Origin of the sequence: Nonomuraea sp. NPDC023979 (assembly GCF_040639085.1) — a bacterium.
Classification (GTDB): domain Bacteria; phylum Actinomycetota; class Actinomycetes; order Streptosporangiales; family Streptosporangiaceae; genus Nonomuraea; species Nonomuraea ceibae.
The window spans coordinates 54958-78204 of record NZ_JBEZZG010000037.1 but is presented as its reverse complement, the minus strand read 5'-3'; the positions used below and the strand labels follow the sequence as shown (position 1 = coordinate 78204).

Below are 23247 nucleotides of genomic sequence, written 5' to 3'. Positions count from 1 at the left end.
TCACGGATAGGAGCACCGTGACCGACTACCGCGAGATCACGACCAGGCTCACCGCCCGCTCCACGCAGGCCCTCGGCGAGCTCACCGCCCGCACCGGCCTGAACGAGACGGACATTGTTAATCGGGCGCTCCAGATGTACGCCAGCATCGCCGCCAAGCAGGCCAGCGGCGCGCAGATCCTGGAGGTCAAGGGAGGCGCGGCGCATGCCCTCACCTGGGAGTGACTACCGGCGGCGGATCGCCGAAGCGATTCGCGCTGCCGCCGACTGCCCGATCGTCGCCGAATGGATTTGCTGCGACCCGGTCAACCCCGACCACGACCTGTGCGTGAAGGGCGACATCGCGCGGCAGATGCTGCGGGCCGTCCTCGCGGACGATGAGGAGAAGCTCTACCTCCCGTCCGGCATCGTCGACGCGGTGCTCGCGGTCCGCGACGAGGAGCTGGAGCGGGCGGTCGCTCACGACCGTCAGCCCTATCCGACCCAGTGGGCCTACAACCAGGCGTGCGCCGCACTTGAGAAGCACCGCGCCCGCGCCGACCAGGCCGAGGCCGAGCGAGACACCTGGCGGGACCTGGTCCGGGAGCTCGTCGACGACGGCCCGTGCGAGTACGACCACCACGACCAGTGCCAGGGCCACAGCCTGGACTCCCGGCCATGCCCGCACGGCAGAGCCAAGGAACTGCTTGCCAAGGAGGAATCGTGACCCTGTTCATCGTGCTCGCCGCCGTCGCCGGTTACCTCGCAATCGGGCTCGGCTACATCGCGCCGCGCTGGGCGGCCCGTGAGGTCGAGAACGACATCCGCCAGTTCGGGATCCTGGCCAAGGACCCCGGCAGGATCGCGGAGTGGCGGCGCGATGCTGCTGGGTTCTCCGTCGGCATCGCACTCGTGTGGCCCGGCTACCTCGTGTGCCGCTGGCTCGTCGATCAGATCGTGCACGCCACCCCGCCGTCCAGCCACGAGCTGAAGGCCCTCAACGAGCAGCAGGCCCGGCGCATCGCCGAACTGGAGCGCGAGCTCGGCATCGGAGAGCGGCCGTGATGTGCGCTCATGAGGGGGCGGTGCCGGTCGAGTCGGCCGTTGACGGCGAGGTGCTCGCCGCTCTCTGCCCCGGCTGTGACCGCCAGCTGCCCGCCGAGTTCCTGACCTGCCCGCACGACAACGTCATCGATACGCCGAGCCTCAGCCAGCCGCCCGGTCTGGGCATCTGCAACGACTGCGGCACATCGGCCTGGTTCGGCCGCCGAACCAGCGATGCGGGCATGGTCGCAACCCTCGTGGCCGCCGGATGGGAGCCTGCCTCCGCCCGGCGGGCCGTCGAAAGCAAGGACTTCACCCTCCTGGCCCACACCGCGTTCGAGCGCCCGCAGGCGGTGATCTCGTGCGGCCAGGACGTGAGCATCGAGAACGCAGAGGCGCTGAGAGCCCGGTTCCTGGCCGCTCAGAAGGAACCGTACCGACTTCACTTCGCGCCCACCATCGCCAACGTGAGCACGCCCACGCCGGGCGAGATCGAAGGAGGACCATGACGCCCGCCGAGGAGATCCCCACGCTCGTCGACGAGATCAAGGCGCTGCTGCCCCGCCTCACCGAGCTGCTGCCCGACCCCGTCGCCGACGCCACCCGCGGCTCCACCCAGCACCACAAGGTGACCGGGTCGCCGGCGCCCTGGCACCCGGAGGCCGGCCCGATGCTGCTCACCATCCACGCCGGCGTGCGGGAGCTGGAGGACGACCTGCGCTACCACGTGACCGGCCACACGGGAGCAGGCCGGGGCGGCTCGGACGGCAACACCGCGGCGGCGCTCGACTCGATCGTGCGCCTGGCCCACGGCGTCGACGACGACATGGCCCGCGAGGCTGGCCGCCGGATGAACCGGTGGATCGAGCAGGCCCGGCAGATCCGCGACATCGGCGAGTCCGAGAAGTGGATCCCCATCCACGTGCCGCGCGGGCAGCTGCCGCCCGTCTGCCTGTACTGCAAGACGTTCTCGCTGCGGGTGGCGCAGGAGTCCGGCCGGGTCGCCTGCGTCAACCCGCGCTGCAAGGACGAGAACGGCGACCGGCCGCGCGGCCGGATCGAGAGAAATCGCGTGGACGGAACCCCGATGCTGGTGTGGGCGGACGGCCGGACCAGCTACTACTACGAGAACCAGGAGGCATCGTGAGGAAGATCCCGACCATCTTCGTGCGGGACTGGGACGGCAACCCCAGGTACGTCACCCGTCAGCCGGACCCCGAGTGCGCCTGGGTCTTCGCCGGCGAGGGCGAGGCGACCGCCAAGTGGGACGGCGTCTGCATCGAGCATGACGACCGGGGGAAGTGGTGGGCTCGCCGCGAGGTCAAGCACGAGAGGAACATCCCGGCGGGGTACCGGATCGTCCAGCACGACCCGGAGACGGGGAAGCTCATGGGCTGGGAGCCGATCGAGCAGTCCGGGTTCGCGCGCTGGCACGCCGAAGTGTTGGAGCGGGGTGAGCGGTTCGTGCCAGGCACGTACGAGCTGCTCGGGCCGAAGGTCAACGGCAACCCGGACGGCTTCGAGGCGCACGTGCTTATGCGGCACGGGTGGGCGCCGCTGTTCCTGCGGGAGGAGGCCAAGCGGGCCCCGCGCGACTACGACGGTCTGGCGGCGTGGCTTGCCCAGTGGCCGAACGAGGGCGTCGTGTGGCACCACCCTGACGGCCGGATGGCGAAGATCAAGCGGCGGGACTTCCCGCAACCGGAGGCATCGTGATCGTCCTCACCAAGGTCGTGCAGACCTGCTACGCCTGCCCGTCCCAGTGGGACGCCTGGGACGCGGACGGCCGGTACTACTACCTGCGGTACCGCTTCGGCGTCGGCACTGTCGAGATGCAGCCCGGCCCGGACGCGGACACCTGGACCGACCGGCCGCCGCTCGCCAGTTTCAAGCACGGCGGCGACCTCGCCGGAACGATCAGCTTGGCCGACTTCATGGCGCTGGCCGGACTGACGCTGGCGCCGGGGGCGAGGGCGTCGTGAGGCCGGTCGATGGGATGAGGGCAGCTCTGCGGGCACGCCTTGACGCGGCGGGCGTGCGCGAGCTGGTCGAGGTGGACGAACGCAGCGAGCACGAGCGCCTCGTCGAGTACGGCCGGTGCCCGCGCTGCCGGGTCGTGCCCACGCCGCGCTTCACCATTCGCCTCGACGATAACGACCACCTCCACGCGAGCCACGACGACATCCGGCAGCGCCTGGCCGCCGTCGAGCACATCGACTGGACCAAGGTTCTGCGGGAGGGTGAGCGCGAGTACTACGGCGACTTCATCTCTGTGGGGCCGGTCCTGATGCTCGGGGCGGATGAGAATGACTCGCCCGCCGAGCGCGTCCGAGAGAAGGCGGTCGTCGCGTTCCTGCGGCACGCCACCGCCGACCTGCGCCGCCTGCTCATCGACCTCGACCACGCCACCACCTCGAAGGAGAGCGTCATGCCCACGACCAACCCCGTCTACGGCCCGCCGCCCGACCCCGAGCGTGGCGAGCCCGCCCGCTACCTCGCCGACGTGATCGAAGTTCAGCGGCCGAACGGCGACGTCGTCCGCATGGATCTCGTGGCCCTGGCCGATGCCGCCATCAACGCCCAGCGCGCCGTGGCTGGCCTGCGAGAGGAGAACGAGCAGCTGCGCCGGAAGGTGGCCGGGCTGGAGGAGAAGGCGGCCCGGAGCGAACGAGCTGGCAGGATGCTCGCTGGCAGCTCGTGGGAGGACAGCGATGGGTAATCAGATCATCCGGCAGCCGTCCGGCAAGTACGCCATCTTCAGTACCTACACGGACACGATCATCGTCTGGCATGCCACCGAAGATGAGATCGTCGAGTACTACGCAGAGGAGGCTGCCGAACGCGCCCGCGAGACAGCCCGCCGCCTGATCGGCCACGTCGCCGCCGGGGAGCCACGCAAGGCGTACCACCAGTTCGCCATGACCTGGGAGGAGGCGCTGGCCGAGGACCGCAAACACCACGGCGACGCCTGGAAGGAGTTCCGCGATGGATGAACTGATCGCGTTCGTGCGCGCCCGGCTCGATGAAGATGAACAAGCAGCACGGGACGCCGGCAACCGGCACTGGCTCGTGCAGGACAACACCATCGAGCTCTACCCCGAGCGTGAAGACGACGGGTATATGAAATGGCCCACCCGCGCGGATGCCCGCCACGCTGCGAACTGGGAGCCCGCCCGGGTGCTGCGCGAGGTCGAGGCCAAGCGGCGCATGCTGGGGCTGGCGATCATGCAGGTTGGTAAGGAGCTCGGAGTGTCGGGGGTAGCTCACGGCTATCTCGCGCTGCTACTTCTCGCCCAGCCGTACGCCGAACATCCCGACTTCCAGTGGTGGTGGAACCCGTGGAGCAGTTGATCGCTTTCCTGTCGGCCCGGCTCGATGAGGATGAGCGGGTCGCCCGCGAGGCTGACGGCATCACGAAAGAGGCTGCTCTCGACCTGTACGAGGACCTGATCACGTCCCGGCCGTTCGACGACCAGCGCCGGGTGTACGGGCATCCACATCAGCCGCTTCACGCCCGGCCGGATGCTGTGGGACATCACGGCGAAGCAGCGCATCGTCGACGAGCACCGCCCTGGGCTCAACGGCCCAGGCGGCCACCCCGGCTGCAACGTGTGCGATGCAGGCGTGCGCTCATGCGGCTGTGTCGGCTCGGGCCACTGGCCGTGCCTCACCATGCGGCTCCTGGCGCTGCCCTACGCCAGCCACCACGACTACCGGAAGGAGTGGCGGCCATGAGCGATCTGCACTACGGGCTCACCGCGCCCGAACCGCTACGCGAAGCCGTCGGCCCGCTCGCGGCATGCAGCCTGAGCGGCGAGACGGTCCGAACCACCGGCGTTCTCGCCGAGGTCACGTGCGAGGGCTGCCGCAACGCCGTCAAGTCCGGGGCTGTGGCCATGTGGGACATTGACGCCGAGGAGATTGAGAAGAGCTATCTCAGGCAGGTTCGAGTGCTGCGGCGAAAGCTGGCGTTCAACATCTCCAAGGTGCTGCTCGTGGGTGTTGTTGCGATGGCGGCTCTCGCATGGCTGCTGGTGATCATCTGGCAGGAGGCGTCCACTTGATCGGGCCCGGCGAAACGTCCGCTGACATCCTCGCCCGCATACAGGACCTGCGGCACCTGCCCGAGCCGCCCCCGGTGACACGTATCGAGGTCGGCTCGCTCATGCACGAGTGGCTCAAGGCCACCGCCCGCCCGCCCTGGGGCCTGCCGCGCGACAACCCGTGGCGGCCGGACGGCTGGACACCGCCGCCGCCCATCCGCGCGCTGTTCGGCGTGCCGGTCGTGCTCCGCGAGGATCTGGACCCGGGAGCGTGGCGAGCGATAGACCGCGACGGCAACGTCATGAAGGAGGGAGCGCTGTGAGCTGGGAGTGAGCCCGGCGGTTCCTGTCCGTTATGCGCCTATGGTGCGCCAGGGTTGGCTACGCTCCGTCTCACCCCCTACAGAGGAGGCGCCATGGCTCCGGACGCCCCGACAACACTTCAGATCGTGACTCTCGTGCTCAGCGTGCTTGGTGCCGCGACGGGTGTCGCCGCTCTTGCCTGGAACATCATCCAGTTCAAGCTAGCTGGCCCGGCGATAAAGGTGGAGGCGACGGGTGGCGTTCTGATCGATCGGCAGGCGCTTGAGGAACGTGGCGCGCTCGAAACCACGCCTCAAATTGTGGTGCGCGTGCAAAACACCGGCCGGGCGGCGATCAAGGTTCGTGATATCGAAATCATGCCTGTGGCAACTCCCAAGGTCGGAATCGCTTGGAACGACTGGGTGGGAGTTCCACTGCCTCACCGGCTCGAAGGCTACGACGAGGCGACCTGGTCCATCCGTGACGTCCCCACACTGAGATCGATGATGCAGCAGGAGGACCGCAACCTTTCCTTTCGAGCAGTCGTGATCCTGGCCAACGGCCGCAAGGTGAAATCGAACTACCTCGTGGCAGACGAAGCGATCCTTCTCAAGGGCCTGAGCATGCAGGTGGTTTCCATTCCAGGGGACGTGCCGGGGGAAGAGCGTGAGGTCAAGATACTGAAGCGGGATGCCAAGGGATCATGATTTAGCGGAGGCGGCAGGCGCGGAGGGAGATTTCCGGACGCGCACGGTAACGACGACCTCGTTCATTTTTGGCGATGGCGTTCACTGGCCCTCCAGGGTGTCGAGGGCGTCGGTGAGCCGCATATAGTCCACGATCACGCGGAACGGCACGCCAGCCTCCTCGGCGGCTCGGGCCGCGCGCGCGACCGGCTTGAGCGACGCCAGATGCTTGGCGATCTGCTGTTCCAGGATGTTCAGGTCCGCGCCGGCGTGCGGCCGGTTCGCCGCCATGAATTTCACGACCTCGCTCGCTGGCGTCGGGGCGTCGAGAGGGAACGGGTAGTACTCGCCGACAGCCCACCGCCAGGCGGCGTCCTCCGTCGGGATGGTCACCTCGGGGGTGAGGTCGACGCCCTGGTCCGTGCCGGCGCTCTCGGGTAGCAGCAGGCGGTTCGGGGAGACGTCGAGCGCGAGCGCGAGAGCCACCAGGTCGTCGACGTCGACGCGGCGAGTGCCGTCCTCGATCTTCATGATGCCGGAGGGGAGCGTCGGCCGGCCGAGCTCTCCCATCTTGGCGGACATCTCGCGCAGCGTGAGGCCGCGCGCGGCGCGCAGCTCGGCGACGTTGCGGGCGACGCGGCGTCCGATCGGTCCCTGCTGCGGCGTTGGCATGCTGCAAACGGTATGCATCGGAACGCGAACGCGCAAGTCACTTCGACTTTCCTGGCGCGTCTGCCCTCACAATGCCAACGCCTGTTAGGATGCTGCAAACATCGAATCATGATCGATAGGGCCTGCGGAAGGACGTCGGTGACTCAGAAGCGTGCGGTTCGCCGGTGAGCATCACACGCCCCTACCGCAACTCATGGGGGGCCTGATGGGCGCACAGCTCGTCGCCGCCGTCCTGGCGAACTGGACCCACGTGTCCGACGTCGAGTTCCGCATCCTGGTCCGGATGGCCCTCACTGCGCTCGACCACCCCAAGGGGGATCGCCCCGCAGCGCTGTACTTCGGCGGTCACGAAGCGCTCGCGCTGGCGCTGCGCCGCCCCTTCCCGACCGGCGACGACGAAGCGTCCGAGAAGGCGCGCCAGAACATCCTCCGCGACGTCCGCCGCGCCGTCACCTCCCTGATCAAACAGGGCGCGATCGAGTCCGTCGGAGGTGGCCGTGCAGGACGCCGAGCGGAGTACCGCCTTCTGCTGATGCCTGGGAAGTCAGGAGGGGTTCATGACCCCTCCTGAGCAGGGGTTCACAACCCCTCCTGACCAGGGGTCCACAGCCCCTCCAAGCAGGGGCTCACAACCCCTCCCAAGGAACAACAGAGGACCCACGCAGGAGCTACAGGAGGAGACGAAATGGCTTGTGTGAACACGTCAGTACAGGTCCGCGCGCACGCGCGAGAGAAGCGATAGGAGCCACCATGGCCGGGAAGCCGCTCTACCGATACGTGCTCACCTGTGACGGCGACGGATGCGACGCCACGCTCGGCGCCAACGGCGAACTGGAGAACGCCATCGTCGCCCGCACCATCGCCGCAACCCAGGGATGGGCACTCGTGCCCAAGCTCCGCGCCAACGGCAAGCCCGGCAAGGCCGTGAGGTCCGACGGCAACACCGCCAACGCGCACGACGTCTGCCCCGACTGCCAGCCGACATTCCAGCCCGAGCGGATGGCCTCGCGCGCCAACACCTACGTGCGCGACCTCCAAGAGGAGAACCAGCGTCTCCGCGCACAGCTCAGCAGCCGGGGCCACCAGCCGTGACGGCATCCACGCTGACGCGGCATCATGGAGACGTGGCCCGTCACCTGCCCGCCGAACTCTGGACCATCGAAGACGCCGCCCGCGAACTCCACCCCGTCATGACGGCCGAGCAGGTGCGGGCCCTCATCGCCCTCGCCGGCCTCCAGCCCGTCGGGAAACGTCCGCCCGGCCCGCACGGCGGCCGCCCCGCCAAGCTGTACGACGGAGAGCAGCTACGCCGCGCCCACGCCGTCGTCGCGGCGTTGTTGATCGTCGCGTGAGGTTTGTGACAAACTACCCACCAGGAGACGTGTCTCCGAAGCCCGGCCACCGCGCCGGGTTTCGTCGTTTCAGAGCCAACCACGCCGCCCCGCTCGAATGGACGTTCGACTGCCGGGTATCGTCGCAGCGTGCAACTCCCGCCCGCCGTCCGCCTACCCGGCCACCCGTCCCAGGCAGGCAACCTGCTCGCCTGGCGGCGCAGCCGCAAGGGCGAATGGACCGCGCTCGTCGAAATCGTCGAGGTCCTGCCCGGCTGGACCGGCGGCATGCAGGCCCCGCGCGAGGCGGTGTTCCTCGCCCACGACGTTGAGGCCATCCCGGGTGAGGACTACAGCAGGGTGCCCCGCATCTACGAATGACGGGCCAGCTCCCAGCCAGTTCCCAGGATCGCCCAGCTCTGGGAGGTGGCCATGCCGCGCCGCTTCACCCTCGGCCAGCCAGCCCAGCCCGTCACCCCTACGCAGACGCCGCGTCAGCGCAGCCGCCTGTGCTTCAAGACGTGGGAGACCGGCTGCGGTGACCACGGCGGCAATGCCCACCGCTGCACGAAGGCGTGGCGGCACGGCGGCCCGTGCGAGTGCGAATGCGGCTCAGAGAAGTGAGGGATCACGTGCAACCGTCCGTCGGAGGCATCGTCCACTACGTCAGCCACGGCACACCCGGCGGCGAGTACGCCAGCGAATGCCGCGCCGCGATCATCACTGAGACGAACACCTCGGACACGGTCGGGCTATGCGTCCTCAACCCCACCGGGATGTTCTTCAACCGGACGGTCCCGTATCACGACGGCGCCGAAACGCCTGGCTCGCCTGACTGCGAGGGGCGCGAGTTCCACGGCAACCCGTACCGCTACTGCCAGTGCGGGTGGATGGAAGCCTCTCTCAAGGGTGGCACGTGGCACTGGCCCGAGCGCACCCCCGCACGCGAGCACCCCATCGTGGTCAACGCCCAGGTCTCCTCCGACGCGAATCACGCGGACATCGGCCGCCAGGTCGTCGAGGCCATCAAGGAGTACGAGCGCCGCGGCGACGCGCCCGCTTGATCAGCCGATATCGAGCGCGAGCGGCTCGGCCAGCTGCCCGGCCGTGTACTGCACCCGGCCGCGGTGAGACACCTCCACCCCATAGAACTTCTCGCCCGCCGGCACGTCCTCCACATTGAACAGGAAGATGCACCCGACGTTCCGCTTCCAGCTCCCGGCGCTCAACTCGCCCAGCGCGATCGTCTTCCCGGCCGCGTCCGTCACCACCACCTGGGCGCCCTGCCGGATGTCGTCGAAGCCGCCGCCCGTCGTGCACGACAGCTCGTTGTTCGTGAGCACCGCCGGCGGTTCGCCCCGCACCGTCACCGAGCCGTCCACCGTCAGCGCAGGTGCCATCACGGGCGCACGCAGCCAGACCGTCGCCACCACGGCCAGGCCCGCCAGCGCGACCAGCAGGACCGCCGAGATCGTCAACACCTTCACGCGGGCATCGTCCTATCCGCGTCCCGCCGGCGCCAGCAACCCCTGACAACGATTAGGGAGCGGCATGCCACGCAGCCACGGACGGAGCGGCTACCGCTGGCGTAAGGCTCGCACCACCCTGATGCTCGAAGCGCCCGACGTGTGCTGGATCTGCGGGCACTCCGGCGGTGCGAACGAGGCAGACCACGAGCCGCCGCTCAAGACCCTCGAAGCGCTCGGCCTGGACCCGTGCGACCTGAGGTTCCTGCGCCGGGCACACGGCACCTGGTATCGCTGCCCCGTCTGTGGCCGGGCCTGCAACCAATCCAAGGGGGACAGGGAGCTACCCCCGCCCCCTCACCAGTCGAGAGCCTGGTGACACGGGCCGCATCCTCGGAGACGCTCATGACCGACGAGATCACTACCCCGACCGTGGCCTACTCGCGGGAACTCCTCTCAAGCAGCCTGGCGTTCAAGCGTGGCGACCAGGTCCGCATTGACGGCATCACCGCCAAGGTCGTGGACGTACGGCCGCTCTCGGACGACGGGCGGAACGTAGAGGTGGTCCTGGCAACCCCCGACTATCTCGCGGGCAGGGCTCGCGCAGGTCACGAGGCGTCAGGTTGCTCTACGTGATCTGCGGTCCTCCCGCAGGGGGGAAGTCGACATGGGTCCGGGGGCGTGCCCGACCAGGGGACGTGGTAGTGGACTATGACCTCCTGGCGGTGGCCTTGTCGGGGGCACATCAGGGCGACACCCACGGGCACCCCGAGGTGGTACGCCAGGTCGCCCACCGCGCCCGCACCGCAGCCATCCGCGAGGCCCTCAGGCACGTGGCCAAGATCGATGTGTACGTGATCCACTCCATGCCGTCGGCTGAGTGGCTGGCCACGTACGCCGAGCACGGTGCAGAGATCGTCGTCGTGGACCCAGGACGAGACGTGGTCATGGAACGCATCGCACGCGAGCGACCCACCTCGGCCAAGGCCGTAGCCACACGCTGGTACAACAGCCGGGACAGAGGGACAGGCCAGGGAGGCAGGGGCCCCGCCCCCCAGGGTGGAGGCGCCCGCCCCCGTCACCCCCAGTGCACCCCACCACCCAGGTCCTCACGGTCATGGTGACAATGAGCAACGCGAACGTAGTCACGATGCGTGATGACGATCGGTCGCATCACGAAGCGTGACAAACGACAGCTCAGGCCCATCGTGCATAACCCCAGGTCAGGGGCAGGGGGGCACCCCGACCGCGCAAGATCACTGATCATGAGGTGATCCGCGCCCGATCGCCGTTTTTTTGTGTGGCCCTTGCGGGGGAGCGCTCCGTGACATCTCACGCTGAGTGACCGGATGGGCGTAGCGGAGTGTAACCATTGCGGTGTGACGCATCGTGACGATTCACGAGGTGAGTGATGGCAGAGCCCGAGGTCGGCCCGGTCGAGACGGCAGTGCGCGGCGACGTGGACGCCATGGACGTGTCCGGGTCGGTAGCGCGATCCCTGGCGGCCGCGGCGTTCAACCTGGCCCGGAAGCTGGACCAGGACGCGGGGATGGCTACGGCCGCAGTGGCGCGGGAGCTGCGCGAAACGTTGAAGGCTCTGGCGGAGGCGGCAGGTGACGATGACGGATCCGATCTTGTCGCTGAGCTGTCCGCCTCGGTGGGGGACGCGTCGGCATCCTGAGCGGGAGACGCTCGGGCCGGCGCTGGGCATTATCGCCGCCCGGCTGGGCACGCCGCTCATGCCGTGGCAGCAGTACGTCGCGGACGTCGTTCTGGAGATCGACCCCGCGACCGGCCGGCTGGCCTACCGCGAGTACAACATCACGGTGCCGCGCCAGTCGGGGAAGACGACGCTGCTGCTGGCGAAGATGGTGCACCGGGCGCTGGGCTTCAAGGATGGCCGCCAGCGCATCCTGTACGCGGCGCAGACGCGCGGTGCGGCCCGGCTGAAGTGGGAAGACGAGCACGTCGCCACCCTGGAGGCGAGCCGCTACCGCAAGCTGTTCACGGTGCGGCGGCAGCTGGGCCAGGAGGCGATCCGGTGGCGGAACGGCTCCCGGCACGGCATCACGTCGAACACGGAGAAGGCCGCGCACGGCGAGACTCTCGACGAGGGCGTCATCGACGAGGCGTTCGCCCAGGAGGACAACCGGGTCGAGCAGGCGTTCAAGCCCGCGATGATCACCCGTCCGCAGCCGCAGCAGGGCGTCGTCTCGACGGCGGGGACGCACAAGAGCGTCTACCTGCGGGAGAAGGTCGACGCGGGCCGGGAGCGGTGCGAGGCCGGCGCGATGGACACGGTGGCCTACTTCGAGTGGTCGGCGCCGGACGACGCGGACCCGGCCGACCCGGCGACGTGGGCGGCCTGCATGCCGGCCCTGGGCCACACGATCGGCGTCCACGCGATCCGGGCGGACTTCGAGTCGATGAAGCTCGCCGAGTACCGCCGCGCCTACCTCAACCAGTGGCCGGACACGACGCCCGACCAGTGGCTGGTCATCCCGGAGGACAAGTGGCGACTGCTCGCCGACGAGCAGTCGGAGCTGGTCGGCCGCGTGGCCATGGCCATTCACGTGGCGATGGACCGCAGCTGGGCGGCGATCGCCGTGGCGGGCCGCCGGCCGGACGGCCTGCTGCACATCGAGATCATCGACTACCGGCTCGGTACGAAGTGGGTGCCGGAGCGCGCCAGGCAGCTGCGAGAGCGCTGGAACCCGTGCGCGTGGGTGGTCGACGCTGGCGGCCCGGCGGGGTCGCTGATCGCCGACCTGGAGGCCAAGGGTCTGGACATCACGAAGCCGTCGGCGCGGGATGTCGCGGCCGCGTACGGCCAGTTCATCGACGCGGTGGCCCCGACGGAGGGCGACCCGACGCTGAGATACATCCCGCACCCGGCGCTGGACGTGGCGGTGGCGGGCGCGGCAACCAGATCTTTGACCACCGCGAAGGCGTGGGACGCCCTCGCGGCCACGACGGAAATCAGCCCACTGATCGCGGTGACCAACGCTGCTTGGGGCTTCGCGACCAAGGGCCACATCACCGAACCGCCGCCGGTCATGCCGTTCGCGGTCTATGCGTAGGGGGAGCGATGGCGTTGACGGTTCCGCTGGAGCGGATCGAGGGCAAGGCCCGGCAGCTCGACGTCCGCAAGGGCCTGCTCGCGGTGGCGCGGCTGCTGGCAACGGTCCTGGTGGGCATCCCGTACGTTGCCGCCTGGTCGCTGAGCAAGCTGTGGCTGGGCGTGACGATGCTGTGGGCCGCGGCGGTGACGGGCTGGCGTGATGCTCGCCGCCCGCGCGCTGAGGGCGGTTCCGGCACCTGATGGGCCTGCTGGAGAAGGTCGCGAAGACGCATCGCGGCCAGCGCAAGCCTGCCCAGGGCAGCGGAAAAAAGTCGTGGTCCGAGCCGAGCTTTTGGGACCTCGACAGGCTGAGGTGGCCGTTCCTTAGCTCGACGTCACTCGGCTCCGAGCGAGAGCAGATCGAGAACGACTTCGAGGGCTACGTCCAGCACATTTACAAGGGCGACGGGCCAATCTTCGCGCTCATGATGGTCCGGCAGTTGGTGTTCTCGGAGGCCAGGTTCCAGTTCCGGCGGATCAGCCGAGGGCGGCCGGGTGATCTCTTCGGGGACAAGGCTCTGTCGATCCTGGAGAAGCCGTGGACGAACGGCACCACAGGCGACCTGCTGTCGCGGATGATCCAGGACGTTGACCTCGCGGGCAACGCGTTCGTAGCTCGCGTGCCAGGTACGGACCGGCTGCGCCGGCTGCGCCCGGACTGGGTGACGATCGTCAGCGCGTCGAAGTCCGAGCCGGCGCTGTACGGCGCCGCACTCGACGCGGAGCTGCTCGGCTACTACTACTCGCCGCGGGCCCCGGGCGCCGCGAAGGACACGCTGCTGCTGCCCCATGAGGTGGCGCACTTCGCGCCGATCCCTGACCCGATCGCGCAGTGGCGCGGCATGTCGTGGCTGACGCCGGTGCTGCGCGAGATCAGCTCGGACCTGGCGGCCACGCGACACAAGTTGTCGTTCTTCGAGCACGGGGCTACTCCATCGCTCGCAGTCAAGCTCGACGCGTCGGTCACCCCGGAGATGTTCCAGCGCTTCAAGGCGCTGATGGATGAGCAGCACCAGGGCGCCGACAACGCGTACCGGACGCTCTATCTCGGTGGCGGCGCGGACGTCACCCCGCTGACCATGGACCTGCGCCAGCTCGATTTCAAGAACACGCAGGGCGCGGGGGAGTCGCGCCTGGCGGCCGCGGCCGGGGTGCCCTCGACCATCGTCGGCTTCTCCGAAGGGCTCCAAGGCAGCTCGCTGAACGCGGGCAACTACGGCTCCGCTCGGCGCAGATTCGCTGACGCGACGATGCGGCCGCTGTGGCGGAACGTGGCCGGTTCGCTGTCATCCCTTATCGAAGTGCCGCCTGGAGCCGAGCTGTGGTTCGACGACAGGGACATTGCCTTCCTCCGCGATGACCGCAAGGACAGCGCCGAGATCCAGCAGGCCAAGGCAGCGGCGATCCGCCAGCTGGTCGACGCGGGCTACGAGCCGAAGTCGGTGATAGCCGCGATCGAGGCCGAGGACATGACCCTGCTCAAGCACACCGGCCTCTACAGCGTGCAACTTCAGCCGCCTGGGACTACGGCCGCACCGGCCGAGCCCGCACCGAGCGGGCCTACGCCGCCCGATGACCCATCCGGACCCGATCCGGCAGAGGAGCAGTGATGGATACCAAGGGACTCCGCGTCGAGATCAAGGATGAGGCCAAGGGTTTGGTCAAGGCCGTGTTCGCGACCTTCAACAAGATCGACAGCCACGGAGATGTGACTCTGCCTGGCGCGTTCACCGACGGCGCAGAGATGCCGATCAGCTCCTACGGCCACACGTCGTGGGACGGGGCGCTGCCGGTGGGCAAGGGCACGATCCGCCAGACGAAGACCGAGGCCATCTTCGAGGGCGAGTTCTTCATGGACACCCGCCACGGCGAGGACACCTTCAAGACCGTGCAGCGCCTGGGGAAGCTGGGTCAGTGGTCCTACGGCTACGACGCTGAGGAGTACTCCTTCGGCGAGCACGACGGCCAGCACGTCCGGTTCCTGGCGAAGCAGAAGGTGCACGAGGTCTCGCCGGTCCTGCTCGGTGCCGGCGTGGGTACGCGCACCCTCGCCACGAAGTCGGGCGGCCCGGGCGCTCCGGTCAAGGTTGGCCGGCCGATCGCCCCGCACGAGTGCGAGGTCACGTTGCGAAGCTGGGACGGCGCCAAGACGCTGGCCGGTCTTGGCGAGGATCTGCGCCCGTCGGAGCTGCGCACGGTGTTCGCCTGGGCGGACCCGAACGGTGATCCCGAGGCCAAGTCGAGCTACCGATTCGCACACCACCACGGCGTGGGCGGACCCGCGAACGTCCGGGCGTGCCTGATGGGTATCGCCCGGCTGAACGACGGCAAGAGCGGCATCCCGGATGCCGACCGCAAGGCCGTCTACGACCACCTCGCCGCGCATCTGCGCGACGCGGACATCGACGCGCCCGAGCTGAAGAGCCAGCCGGGCGGGTCGCTGAAGTTCCACGAGGAAGGACACGCGGTCCTAGCTGCGGTCTCCTCCTACATTGATCGCGCTTCGGAAGTCCTAGCTCTCCGTGCGCGCAAGGGCAGGCCGGGTCTCGCTCCCGCTGCCGTCGATCTCCTTAGCTGGGTCGACGACGACGTGAAGAGGCTTCAGGCCCTGCTCTCAGCACCTGTCGGCGAAGAGGACGTCAGCGAGGAGCTCGCGTCGAGCTACCTGCGGTCCATCGCCGGTGTCCACGGATTCTAAGGAGAAGAGCATGTCGGTCGAAGCACCGGAGAGGATCGTCGAGTTCCCCGCGCTGAAGGAGGCGCAGGGCAAGCTGGACGCGAAGCGTAAGGAGCTGGCGGACCTCCTGAGGGAGGCCGGCCCCGAGTACGACATGAGCAAGGTGAAGTCCATCCAGGGCGACACTCACGCGAAGGTCGCGCACATCGGCTCCCTGAACGCCGCTCTGGAGGACCTGAAGAAGGACGTCGACGAGAAGCTCGTCATCGCCCGCGCGGCCGGCGCCGCGAAGGACGCGGAGCAGGTCGAGCAGGGCGGCAAGGACCTGCCGAGCGAGCCGCGGACGAAGAGTGGCCAGCACAAGAGCCTGGGCGAGCTGTTCGTGGCCAGTCAGGCGTGCAAGGGCTACCGGCCGGGCTCCGGCCAGGGCCCGTCGGCGTCGCTGGACATCGAGCTGAAGACCCTGTTCAGCACCGGTGCCGGTTGGGCGCCTGAGTCGATCCGGACCGGCCGGGTGGAGATGTTCCCGACGCGGCCGGCGCCGCACGTGGTGGAGTTCCTGCCGCAGACGACCACGTCGCAGGCCAGCGTCGTCTACATGGAGGAGACGACCTTCACCAACGCCGCGCAGGAGACGGCGGAGGGCGGCACCTACCAGGAGGCGACGCTCGCGCTGACCGAGCGGGCCTCTCAGGTGCGCAAGGTCGCCGTGTTCCTTCCGGTCACCGACGAGCAGTTCGAGGACGAGCCGCGCGCCCAGATGTACGTCGAGAACAGGCTGCCGTTCATGCTGCGCCAGCGGCTGGACTCGCAGGCGCTGGTGGGTGACGGCACGGGCGTGAACCTGCTCGGCACGTCCAGCGTGGTCGGCATCCAGGTGCAGGCGAAGGGCGCGGACCCGATCCCGGACGCGATCTACAAGCTGTTCACGAAGATCCGCGACGACGGCTTCGCGGAGCCGAGCGTGCTGTTCATCCGTCCGGCGAAGTGGCAGGAGGTCCGGCTGCTCAAGACCACGGATGGCGTCTACATCTGGGGCCACCCGAGCATCCCCGGCCCGTCGACGATCTGGGGTGTCCCGGTCGTGGAGACCACGGCCGCGCCGGCGACGTCGGCGATCGCGGGCGACTACACCAACTTCTCGGAGCTGGCGGTCCGCCGGGGCATCGACGTGCAGGTGTCCAACAGCCACAGCACGTTCTTCGCCGAGGGCAAGCTGGCGCTCCGCGCTGACGTGCGCTGCGCCCTGATCCACTACCGCCCCAAGGCGTTCGGCCACGTCACGGGCCTCTGACGTCGTCGTCCTCGCGGCGGGGAAATGTGTCCTCGCCGCGGGGTCTTCCGAGATCTGAAGGAGAGTCATGCCAGTGATGGAAGGCACCCGCGGCCTGAAGGTGGCCGTTGGGGAGTACGACTTCGCTGTGGACGGCGGCACCGTCGGGACGAAGGTTCTGCGGTCGGCGCCGGGCGACAGCAACGGCAACGAGATCCCCGCAGGCTCGGTGATCCTCGGCGGCTACATCGAGGTCGACACCGCGGTGCTGTCGGCGACGGGCACGGTGGCTGTCCAGGCGCAGGCGGCTGCCGACGTTCTCGCGGCGACGGGCCAGGCCGGGCTGACGGTGGGCCGCAAGGACGTGATCCCGGTGTGGACGGGCTCGACGTCGCTCAAGACGACGGCGGTGCGGAACATCACGATCGTGGTGGCCACGGCCGCGCTCACCGCCGGCAAGTTCCGTGTCGTCCTGTTCTACCGGTAGGAGAGGCAATGGGACTGGAGTATGTGAAGCCGTCGTCGCCGGACGACGGGCATGTGATCGCGGCGGCGCGGCTGTGTCTGACGGAGGACGGCCGCTTGGTGCCGGAGTCCGACCCGGCGGCGCGGTGGCTGTTCTGCGTGCCGGGCATGCCGATCAAGCGGGCGGACGCCGAGCGTTACGGTCTGCTCGACGAGCCCGAGCCCGAGCCCGAGCCGGAGCCCGAGCCCGAGCCCGAGTCAGAGGCAGAGCCGCAGCCGGAGCCCGAGGCCGAGCGGGAGCCGGTCGAGGAGAAGGCGGCTCCCGCGCCAGCGAACAAGGCGCGCCGGGGCGCCTCGAACAAGTAGGGGAGGGGCCGTGGCGATCCCGCTGCTGGAGCGCCGGTGGCACTGCACGCGCTGCCCGAGTTCGGCGGTGACCCGGGACGGTAAGACGCCGATGCACCCGTGCACGGGCTTCGCAGGCCTGATGGTGCCGCTGACGCGGGAGGGTGTGGCGGCGGACCTGCGCGTGGTGGAGCGGGAGGACTACGTCGGCCGCGAGCTCGTGCAGACCGACGGCAATGGCCGGCCGGTGATGGCGGTGGTCACCGTGCGGGATGACGGCCAGGACTGCACCGTCTACGCGCCGGCGGCGACGGCGTCACGGGAGGAGTTCGACGGTGGATGAGAAGCAGGAGCGCAAGCTCCGCTCGGCGGCTGTGCAGGAGCGGCGTATGGCCGCGCTGGCGGCTCTCGCGGTGAAGAAGGCTGAGGCGAAGCTTCAGCGTTTCCGCGAGACGTGGGAGGCGGAGCGTGAGGTCCTGGAGCAGGGCCTGGCGGAGGCCGTGAGGGATGCGCAGGCGCAGGCTATCGACGCCGAGCTGCGGGCCGAGGAGGCGGTGCGGGCGGTAGTCGAGGCTGGGCTTGAGCCGGGCGTGGCGCCCAGCGCAGAGGTCTTCGCACACCTCGATTCAGCGATGGGCGAGGGTGGTGTGTGATGGCGTGGAGCAATAGCAAGATTTTCCGGCCGCTGCTGGCGGACTTCTTCACCCGGCCGACTGGGTTCGCCGTCGACCTGGATGGCGACTCGTTCAAGACGGCGCTGTTCAACGACACGATCACGCCGAACAACGACGTCACCGCCGCCTTGTCCGCCTACAACGCGGCGACCAGCCAGTGGCTGACCGCGGCGGAGGTCCACGAGGCTGGTCAGTGGGCGCAGGGCGGCGTAGCCCTGACCGGCGTGACGCTCAACTCGGGTACTGCTGACGTGGTGTTCTGGGACGCCAACGACCCGGCGTCGGGTACGGCGGCCGACCTGGCGAACGTGTATGGCACGCTCACATACGACGACACGGTCACCACGCCGGTCGCCGACCAGGGCGTCAGCTACAACTACCTGGGCGGCGCCAACAGCGTGGTGAACGGGCAGTTCACCGTGGTGTGGTCTGCCCTGGGCATCTGGCGCATCACCCTGTAGATGCCCGTCGCGCTGAAGTACGTCCGCCGGTTCAACCGGCAGACACTCGGGCCCGGGTTGCGGGCAGCGCCGGGCACGGTCGGCTACCTCGGCGACGAATCGGCGCTCACCGTCTACAACGTCGGCGATCCGCTTCCGGCGGGCTGCTCGTGGGACGGGCAGGCGTTCCGGATCGACGCCGACGGGTTCGTCCTGGAGCGGTTCCTGATCCGGGCCGAGGTCGTCTCGTACGGGCGAAATCCGACGCTCCGGCAGGGGATCGTGGAGACGTCGTCCGGGGCGACCTTCGGCGTCACCGTCAACGGGCAGGACCGGGGCACGCTCACGATCGAGGACGTGACCGTGCGGCGCGCCACCCCGGCCACGGCCGGGGACGTGCAGACCAACGGCGTCTCCTCCGACAGCGCGCTGATCGCGCGCCGGTGCGATGTGTCCGGGTCGGGCGACGGCATCCACGTGGTGGCCGGCGGCGGCTCGCTGATCTCCCAGTGCGTCCTCCATGACCTGGCGTTCGTCGACGAAGCGCAGCACCTGGACGGCATCCAGGTGTTCTCCGGCGCTGGGGGCGCGATCACGGTCGAGCACTGCTGGGTGGGGCCGATCCTCTCGGCGCAGGGCACTCCGCCGAACTCGTCGCTGACGTGCGGGTTCGCTACCAACAGCGGGCCGATCATCACGCCGACGATCGTCGACAACTTCTTCGCCAGCGGCCTGTACCACCTGCGGATCGGCTACCGGGTGGCGGGCGCGGTGGTGACGGGCAACGACCTCGGCCAGCTGCTGCCGGGCGAGTTCGGGCTGTCCAGCGTGACCGAGCCGAGTTCGATCGCGACCTGGTCGAACAACCGTGACGGCTCCGGCGAACTGATCCCGCAGCCGTAGGAGGTGGCCGTGACCACGATTCGATCCGTCACGGTCCAGCCCAACGACGGCAGCTCGCCCACCATCACTGCCGTCACGCCGGACGACGCCACGGCCGCCCAGGTCGGCGACACGCTGCTGATCATCCACTGCAACGACTTCTACGCGTTCGCCAACATGGCGACGCCCACGGTGTTGCCCGGCTCGCCGGCCGTTCTACCGGTCCCGGATGGCGCAGCCGACGCCGGCGACGCTGGCGCGCACATCCGGAGCTACACCGCCACGGTGGCGACGGCCGGCGCGCAGACCGTCTCCGTGACCGAGACTGGCGACGCCAACGAGGAGAAGGCGCTTACGGTCTACGTCCTGGCGGGCGCGGACGCGGCCAACCCGGTCGACGATGCCGCCGGCGTCTTCGGGACGTCGGCGACGCCGCAGCCCGCCCCGGCGGTCGTCCCGTCGACGGCGGACGCGCTGCTGATCTGCCACGTCAACTCCGGCGGCGGCGCCAGCACGGCCAGCTACACCACGCCCGCCCCGATGGTCGAGCAGTACGAGATCCACGTCGGCGGCCTGTCCGGAGTCGGCGCCAGCGAGCAGCTGGCCGCGGCGGGCGACACGGGCACACGGACTTTCACGGCGGCGTCCAGCGTCGCCTGGGCGGCGGTGTCGATCGCGATCCGGTCGGCGGCCGGGGGCGGCGGCACTGTCGCCAACGCCGTCGAGGGCGCCGCTACCGCTGCCGGGCAGACCGCTTCCACGCGGCTGGCTGCGACCGCTCAGACGGCGACAGCGACGGCAGCGGCGCAGAACGGCACGGCGTCCACCTCGCAGAACACGACAGCGAACGCGCAGGCCTCGACCGCGGCCGCCGCAGCCGGTAGCCCGGCGGCAGTGGTTGCCCCGGGCGCGCCAACGGCGGCCGCGGTCGCGGAGGCGCTGTTCGACCCCGGCACGTCGGTGTCGCTGGACCTGATCGCTGACGAGCCCATCGAGCTCACTGCCACCGCGCTTGACGGATCCCCTGCGGTGGCTCCGGCGCCCGCTGCCGCGCTGGCCGCCGCTGCCGCCAACACCGCCACGACGGCAGTGTCGGCGGCCGCCGAACCGGCGGCCGCGGCGGCGGCCGGTCAGGACGCGACGGCCACGACGCTCGGCGGCACGACCGCTCTGGCCCAGGCCGCCATCGCGGCCGGTGCTGGCGTCGATGCCGGCGTGGCGGTGCTCGCGGCGGCCGGGCCGGGCTCGGCGGCCGCCGCTGGCCTGGACGCGGCCGTGGCGGCGGGTGTGTCGGCGGCCGCCGGCGTCGCCGCCGCGGCGGGGGCGGCGCCGGATCCGTCGGCGGCGGTGGCGGTGCTGGCCGGTGCGGCTGGCGCGGCCGGGTCGGCTGTGGACGGGAGCGTGCCGGGCGGCGAACCGCAGGTCACGCCCGGGGTGATGGGCGGTCGGGTACGGCGGGGCGCACAGGCGGCACGCCGGGAGCGTCAGGGAGCTCGGATGGGGGCGGCGGCGTGAGCTGGGATCTGGGCGATGTGGTGCCGCTGAGCATCACGATCAAGGACGCGGACGGCCAGCTTGCCAACGCCGGCGCTGTGCACGTGACGATCACGACGCCGGACGGCGTCGCCGCGACGGCGGGGCCTGTCGGGCCGACGTCGACGGGCGTCTACGACCACGACTACGAGACCGTGCAGGCGGGGCGGCACCTGGTGCGCTGGGTCGCCACCGGCGCCAACGCCAGCGCCTTCACCGACGCCTTCGACGTCGAGCCAGCCGACGACGGCGACTTCGTCTCCCTCGCCGACGTGAAGGAGCACCTGAAGAAGACCGGGACGACCGAGGACGATGAGGCTCTGCGCTGGTTCATCTCGGCGGCCTGCCGGACGATCACCGATCGGATGGGCGCCGTGTCGCCGGTGACGATGGTGTCCGACTGCTCGGCCCGGCGCGGCGTCGTCGTCTTGCCGACGCGACCGGTCGTCGCGGTGACCTCCGTCGTGAAGCTGCCCGGAGGCGACCCGCTCCCGGCGGCCGACGCGCTGGCCGGGACGTCCGGATGGGCCTTGGAGAACACCGAGGGCGTGCTGAGCATGCCGCCACACGGCCAGGTGCGGGTCACCTATCGCGCCGGCCGGAGCCCGTTGCCGCCGAACTTCCGCCTCGCGGCGCTCGACCTCATCAAGCACCTGTGGCAGGGGTCGCAGCACAACAACGCCGGCGGCCGGCCGATGCTGGGCGACTCGGACGCGATCGCGGCCGGCCTCGGGCGCTCGTACGCGATGCCGTACCGGGTGATGGAGCTGCTGGGCCTGAAGAAGACGCAGGAGCGCGATGAGCCGCTCGTCGGCTGACGGGGACCAGCTCATCCGGCTCGCTATTCCAGGGTCAGGTTCAACCTGACCTCCAGACGGCCAGGAGGCCATAGCCCTATGTCCACCATCCCTGGCGCCCTCGACGCGCTCGTGGCGCTCGCTGAGCGCGCGCACCCTGACGTGCAGGTGCTCGACGGCGGGCCGACGGTTGAGGTGCGCGACGACGTGATCGCGATCGGCTACTCGGGCAGCCCGAGCGAGCCCGACATCCGGTCGACGCTGGCGCGCGAGCAGCTGGACATGGAGCCGGACCGCGAGGCGTACGACGTGATGTGCATGGCCAGCGCCTGGCGCGGCGACGCCCACCGCGACGGCCGGCCGGACTCGCGCACGGTCCGGGTGCGGGCGTTCGAGCTGCTGGCCGGGATTCGTGACGAGCTGGGCCGGGATCCGCGGCTGGGCGAGACGGTGATGATGGCGCGCATGTCCACCCTGGATGTGGTGGCCGACCAGACGAAGGCCGGGCCGGTCTGCACGGTCAGGTTCGTGATCCACATCGACGCTTACGCGGTGGCGTGATGGCCGAGCCGACAGACCCGGCGCAGGCGATCCGCCAGCTGTCGAAGGAGCTCGACGGCATCCCGAAGGATCTGCGGCAGAAGCTGCGGCCCGCGCTGCGGGCGGCGGCGGGCCCGGTCGTCCAGGACGCCCGGGGGCGGGCGTCGTGGTCGACGCGCATCCCGAGGGCGATCTCGATGTCGGTGCGGTTCAGCCGGGATCCGGGCGTGCTGATCCGGGTGCGCCGGAAGGTGGCGCCGCACGGCCGCGCCTACGAGGGGATCACGGGCGCTTCGGACTTCGTGCACCCGGTGCACGGCCACCGGGACCGTGAGGTGGCCGAATCGACGCGGCCGTACCTCGAACCTGCCGTGCGTGCGGCGGCGGACACCGTGCTGGCAAAGGCCGCCGCGGTCGTCGATGAAGTGGCTCGGGAGCACGGCTTCCGATGATCAAGGGGGACTAATGGCCTTCAGGCTGCAATCGTTCTTCGAGCTGGAGGCCGAGCTGACCTCTCCGCTCGACCTCACCACGCCCACCGCGGCGCTGCGGGTGGCCCGCCAGCTGGCGCTGGCTACGGGTACGGGCGCAGGCCAGGCAGACATGATCTGGTCGGACTCGTTCTCGATCGCGGCCAGCGCGACGCAGGCGATCGACCTGGCGGGGTCGCTGCCCGGGCCGCTCGGCGGGACGCTCACGTTCGCGAAGATCAAGATGGTGGTCGTCGCTGCGGCGGCGGCCAACGTGAACAACGTCAACGTGGTCAGAGACGCCACCTCGGGTGCGCCCCTGTTCCTGGCCCTCGGCGACGGGATCGCCGTGCACCCGGGCGGCCTGTTCGTCTGGTACGCGCCCAGTGCTGCCGGGGCGCCCGTCACGGCCGGTACCGCCGACCTGATCAATCTCGTCAACTCCGCCGCCGGCTCGCCCGTCACGGGCGACGTCGTGATCGTCGGCGCGAGCGCGTAGGGGGACGC

40 protein-coding genes are annotated in these 23247 nt (G+C 69.7%); 38 read left to right on the top strand and 2 right to left on the bottom strand.

The window, feature by feature from the left end; genetic code table 11:
* The first annotated feature begins 17 nt into the window (after window positions 1-17).
* The 14 genes from AB0G11_RS41070 to AB0G11_RS41005 all read left to right on the top strand — a co-directional run bounded on the left by AB0G11_RS41070 (window position 18) and on the right by AB0G11_RS41005 (window position 6075).
* Complete coding sequence (locus AB0G11_RS41070; RefSeq protein WP_357592163.1) at window positions 18-224, top strand: hypothetical protein; 207 nt, start codon at window positions 18-20, stop codon at window positions 222-224.
* Window positions 205-705 carry a hypothetical protein gene (locus tag AB0G11_RS41065; RefSeq protein ID WP_357592161.1) on the top strand — a complete coding sequence of 167 codons (501 nt, stop codon included), beginning with the start codon at window positions 205-207 and terminating at the stop codon, window positions 703-705. Before AB0G11_RS41070 ends, AB0G11_RS41065 begins: the two co-directional genes overlap by 20 nt.
* Window positions 702-1043 carry a hypothetical protein gene (locus AB0G11_RS41060; RefSeq protein ID WP_357592159.1) on the top strand — a complete coding sequence of 114 codons (342 nt, stop codon included), beginning with the start codon at window positions 702-704 and terminating at the stop codon, window positions 1041-1043. Before AB0G11_RS41065 ends, AB0G11_RS41060 begins: the two co-directional genes overlap by 4 nt.
* A gap of 20 nt (window positions 1044-1063) precedes the next feature.
* Window positions 1064-1531 carry a hypothetical protein gene (locus AB0G11_RS41055; RefSeq protein WP_357592158.1) on the top strand — a complete coding sequence of 156 codons (468 nt, stop codon included), beginning with the start codon at window positions 1064-1066 and terminating at the stop codon, window positions 1529-1531.
* Window positions 1528-2169, top strand: a complete 642-nt coding sequence (locus AB0G11_RS41050) for a hypothetical protein (protein WP_357592156.1) — start codon at window positions 1528-1530, stop codon at window positions 2167-2169. Before AB0G11_RS41055 ends, AB0G11_RS41050 begins: the two co-directional genes overlap by 4 nt.
* Window positions 2166-2738, top strand: a complete 573-nt coding sequence (locus AB0G11_RS41045) for a hypothetical protein (protein WP_357592154.1) — start codon at window positions 2166-2168, stop codon at window positions 2736-2738. Before AB0G11_RS41050 ends, AB0G11_RS41045 begins: the two co-directional genes overlap by 4 nt.
* Complete coding sequence (locus AB0G11_RS41040) at window positions 2735-3004, top strand: hypothetical protein (protein ID WP_357592152.1); 270 nt, start codon at window positions 2735-2737, stop codon at window positions 3002-3004. The genes AB0G11_RS41045 and AB0G11_RS41040 overlap by 4 nt, the downstream gene beginning before the upstream one ends.
* 14 nt (window positions 3005-3018) lie before the next feature.
* Complete coding sequence (locus AB0G11_RS41035; RefSeq protein ID WP_357592150.1) at window positions 3019-3741, top strand: hypothetical protein; 723 nt, start codon at window positions 3019-3021, stop codon at window positions 3739-3741.
* Window positions 3734-4015 (top strand): hypothetical protein, encoded by a 282-nt coding sequence (locus AB0G11_RS41030; protein ID WP_357592149.1) that lies wholly within the window; start codon window positions 3734-3736, stop codon window positions 4013-4015. The genes AB0G11_RS41035 and AB0G11_RS41030 overlap by 8 nt, the downstream gene beginning before the upstream one ends.
* On the top strand, window positions 4008-4373 hold the full coding sequence (locus tag AB0G11_RS41025) for a DUF6221 family protein (protein ID WP_357592147.1): 366 nt from the start codon (window positions 4008-4010) through the stop codon (window positions 4371-4373). The genes AB0G11_RS41030 and AB0G11_RS41025 overlap by 8 nt, the downstream gene beginning before the upstream one ends.
* Window positions 4374-4544: 171 nt before the next feature.
* Window positions 4545-4757, top strand: a complete 213-nt coding sequence (locus AB0G11_RS41020) for a DUF6221 family protein (protein ID WP_357592145.1) — start codon at window positions 4545-4547, stop codon at window positions 4755-4757.
* A complete protein-coding gene (locus AB0G11_RS41015) occupies window positions 4754-5086 on the top strand; it encodes a hypothetical protein (RefSeq protein WP_357592143.1) in 333 nt (110 codons plus the stop codon). The genes AB0G11_RS41020 and AB0G11_RS41015 overlap by 4 nt, the downstream gene beginning before the upstream one ends.
* Window positions 5083-5388: a hypothetical protein gene (locus AB0G11_RS41010; protein WP_357592141.1), complete on the top strand. Its 306-nt coding sequence runs from the start codon at window positions 5083-5085 to the stop codon at window positions 5386-5388. Before AB0G11_RS41015 ends, AB0G11_RS41010 begins: the two co-directional genes overlap by 4 nt.
* A gap of 93 nt (window positions 5389-5481) precedes the next feature.
* Entirely contained in the window at window positions 5482-6075 is a 594-nt protein-coding gene (locus tag AB0G11_RS41005; RefSeq protein ID WP_357592139.1) for a hypothetical protein, read from the top strand.
* A gap of 81 nt (window positions 6076-6156) precedes the next feature.
* On the opposite strand, the gene AB0G11_RS41000 is transcribed toward AB0G11_RS41005, so the two are convergent.
* Complete coding sequence (locus AB0G11_RS41000) at window positions 6157-6726, bottom strand: helix-turn-helix transcriptional regulator (protein WP_357592137.1); 570 nt, start codon at window positions 6724-6726, stop codon at window positions 6157-6159.
* 205 nt (window positions 6727-6931) lie between these two features.
* On the opposite strand from AB0G11_RS41000, the gene AB0G11_RS40995 reads away from it, so the two are divergent.
* The 5 genes from AB0G11_RS40995 to AB0G11_RS40975 all read left to right on the top strand — a co-directional run bounded on the left by AB0G11_RS40995 (window position 6932) and on the right by AB0G11_RS40975 (window position 9121).
* Window positions 6932-7297: a hypothetical protein gene (locus AB0G11_RS40995; RefSeq protein WP_357592135.1), complete on the top strand. Its 366-nt coding sequence runs from the start codon at window positions 6932-6934 to the stop codon at window positions 7295-7297.
* A gap of 179 nt (window positions 7298-7476) precedes the next feature.
* On the top strand, window positions 7477-7818 hold the full coding sequence (locus AB0G11_RS40990; RefSeq protein WP_357592133.1) for a hypothetical protein: 342 nt from the start codon (window positions 7477-7479) through the stop codon (window positions 7816-7818).
* 32 nt (window positions 7819-7850) lie between these two features.
* On the top strand, window positions 7851-8078 hold the full coding sequence (locus tag AB0G11_RS40985) for a hypothetical protein (RefSeq protein WP_357592131.1): 228 nt from the start codon (window positions 7851-7853) through the stop codon (window positions 8076-8078).
* 129 nt (window positions 8079-8207) lie between these two features.
* On the top strand, window positions 8208-8438 hold the full coding sequence (locus tag AB0G11_RS40980; protein ID WP_357592129.1) for a hypothetical protein: 231 nt from the start codon (window positions 8208-8210) through the stop codon (window positions 8436-8438).
* Window positions 8439-8689: 251 nt separating this feature from the next.
* A complete protein-coding gene (locus AB0G11_RS40975; RefSeq protein ID WP_357592127.1) occupies window positions 8690-9121 on the top strand; it encodes a hypothetical protein in 432 nt (143 codons plus the stop codon).
* Here the strand turns inward: AB0G11_RS40975 and AB0G11_RS40970 are convergent, their stop codons facing one another.
* Window positions 9122-9544 carry a hypothetical protein gene (locus AB0G11_RS40970; protein ID WP_357592126.1) on the bottom strand — a complete coding sequence of 141 codons (423 nt, stop codon included), beginning with the start codon at window positions 9542-9544 and terminating at the stop codon, window positions 9122-9124. It abuts the gene before it with no gap.
* Window positions 9545-9928: 384 nt separating this feature from the next.
* Here AB0G11_RS40970 and AB0G11_RS40965 point away from each other — a divergent pair, with 384 nt between their 5' ends.
* The 19 genes from AB0G11_RS40965 (at window position 9929) to AB0G11_RS40875 (ending at window position 23239) form a co-directional block, all read left to right on the top strand.
* Window positions 9929-10159: a hypothetical protein gene (locus AB0G11_RS40965; RefSeq protein WP_357592124.1), complete on the top strand. Its 231-nt coding sequence runs from the start codon at window positions 9929-9931 to the stop codon at window positions 10157-10159.
* Window positions 10156-10647, top strand: coding sequence for an AAA family ATPase (locus AB0G11_RS40960; protein WP_357592215.1), 492 nt, complete (start codon window positions 10156-10158; stop codon window positions 10645-10647). The genes AB0G11_RS40965 and AB0G11_RS40960 overlap by 4 nt, the downstream gene beginning before the upstream one ends.
* Before the next feature lie 287 nt (window positions 10648-10934).
* Entirely contained in the window at window positions 10935-11204 is a 270-nt protein-coding gene (locus tag AB0G11_RS40955; protein WP_357592122.1) for a hypothetical protein, read from the top strand.
* 58 nt (window positions 11205-11262) lie between these two features.
* The gene (locus AB0G11_RS40950) at window positions 11263-12603 is read left to right on the top strand and encodes a terminase family protein (RefSeq protein ID WP_357592120.1); all 1341 of its coding nucleotides are present in this window, start codon (window positions 11263-11265) and stop codon (window positions 12601-12603) included.
* An 8-nt stretch (window positions 12604-12611) separates the two neighbouring features.
* Entirely contained in the window at window positions 12612-12845 is a 234-nt protein-coding gene (locus AB0G11_RS40945; RefSeq protein WP_357592118.1) for a hypothetical protein, read from the top strand.
* Window positions 12845-14254, top strand: a complete 1410-nt coding sequence (locus AB0G11_RS40940) for a phage portal protein (RefSeq protein ID WP_357592116.1) — start codon at window positions 12845-12847, stop codon at window positions 14252-14254. Before AB0G11_RS40945 ends, AB0G11_RS40940 begins: the two co-directional genes overlap by 1 nt.
* Window positions 14254-15342, top strand: coding sequence for an HK97 family phage prohead protease (locus AB0G11_RS40935; protein ID WP_357592114.1), 1089 nt, complete (start codon window positions 14254-14256; stop codon window positions 15340-15342). Before AB0G11_RS40940 ends, AB0G11_RS40935 begins: the two co-directional genes overlap by 1 nt.
* 10 nt (window positions 15343-15352) lie before the next feature.
* Window positions 15353-16615: a phage major capsid protein gene (locus AB0G11_RS40930; RefSeq protein ID WP_357592112.1), complete on the top strand. Its 1263-nt coding sequence runs from the start codon at window positions 15353-15355 to the stop codon at window positions 16613-16615.
* Between the two features lie 67 nt (window positions 16616-16682).
* Entirely contained in the window at window positions 16683-17081 is a 399-nt protein-coding gene (locus tag AB0G11_RS40925; protein WP_357592110.1) for a hypothetical protein, read from the top strand.
* Between the two features lie 8 nt (window positions 17082-17089).
* Window positions 17090-17425 carry a hypothetical protein gene (locus AB0G11_RS40920; protein WP_357592108.1) on the top strand — a complete coding sequence of 112 codons (336 nt, stop codon included), beginning with the start codon at window positions 17090-17092 and terminating at the stop codon, window positions 17423-17425.
* Between the two features lie 10 nt (window positions 17426-17435).
* Entirely contained in the window at window positions 17436-17747 is a 312-nt protein-coding gene (locus tag AB0G11_RS40915; RefSeq protein ID WP_357592106.1) for a hypothetical protein, read from the top strand.
* Entirely contained in the window at window positions 17740-18057 is a 318-nt protein-coding gene (locus AB0G11_RS40910; protein WP_357592104.1) for a hypothetical protein, read from the top strand. Before AB0G11_RS40915 ends, AB0G11_RS40910 begins: the two co-directional genes overlap by 8 nt.
* Window positions 18057-18539 carry a hypothetical protein gene (locus AB0G11_RS40905; protein ID WP_357592102.1) on the top strand — a complete coding sequence of 161 codons (483 nt, stop codon included), beginning with the start codon at window positions 18057-18059 and terminating at the stop codon, window positions 18537-18539. The genes AB0G11_RS40910 and AB0G11_RS40905 overlap by 1 nt, the downstream gene beginning before the upstream one ends.
* Window positions 18540-19421, top strand: coding sequence for a hypothetical protein (locus AB0G11_RS40900; RefSeq protein ID WP_357592100.1), 882 nt, complete (start codon window positions 18540-18542; stop codon window positions 19419-19421).
* A gap of 9 nt (window positions 19422-19430) precedes the next feature.
* Window positions 19431-20915 carry a hypothetical protein gene (locus AB0G11_RS40895; protein WP_357592098.1) on the top strand — a complete coding sequence of 495 codons (1485 nt, stop codon included), beginning with the start codon at window positions 19431-19433 and terminating at the stop codon, window positions 20913-20915.
* The gene (locus AB0G11_RS40890; protein ID WP_357592097.1) at window positions 20912-21751 is read left to right on the top strand and encodes a hypothetical protein; all 840 of its coding nucleotides are present in this window, start codon (window positions 20912-20914) and stop codon (window positions 21749-21751) included. Before AB0G11_RS40895 ends, AB0G11_RS40890 begins: the two co-directional genes overlap by 4 nt.
* A gap of 78 nt (window positions 21752-21829) precedes the next feature.
* Window positions 21830-22291: a hypothetical protein gene (locus tag AB0G11_RS40885; protein ID WP_357592095.1), complete on the top strand. Its 462-nt coding sequence runs from the start codon at window positions 21830-21832 to the stop codon at window positions 22289-22291.
* Window positions 22291-22722, top strand: coding sequence for an HK97 gp10 family phage protein (locus tag AB0G11_RS40880; RefSeq protein WP_357592093.1), 432 nt, complete (start codon window positions 22291-22293; stop codon window positions 22720-22722). The genes AB0G11_RS40885 and AB0G11_RS40880 overlap by 1 nt, the downstream gene beginning before the upstream one ends.
* Before the next feature lie 13 nt (window positions 22723-22735).
* The gene (locus AB0G11_RS40875; RefSeq protein ID WP_357592091.1) at window positions 22736-23239 is read left to right on the top strand and encodes a hypothetical protein; all 504 of its coding nucleotides are present in this window, start codon (window positions 22736-22738) and stop codon (window positions 23237-23239) included.
* Window positions 23240-23247 lie beyond the last annotated feature (8 nt).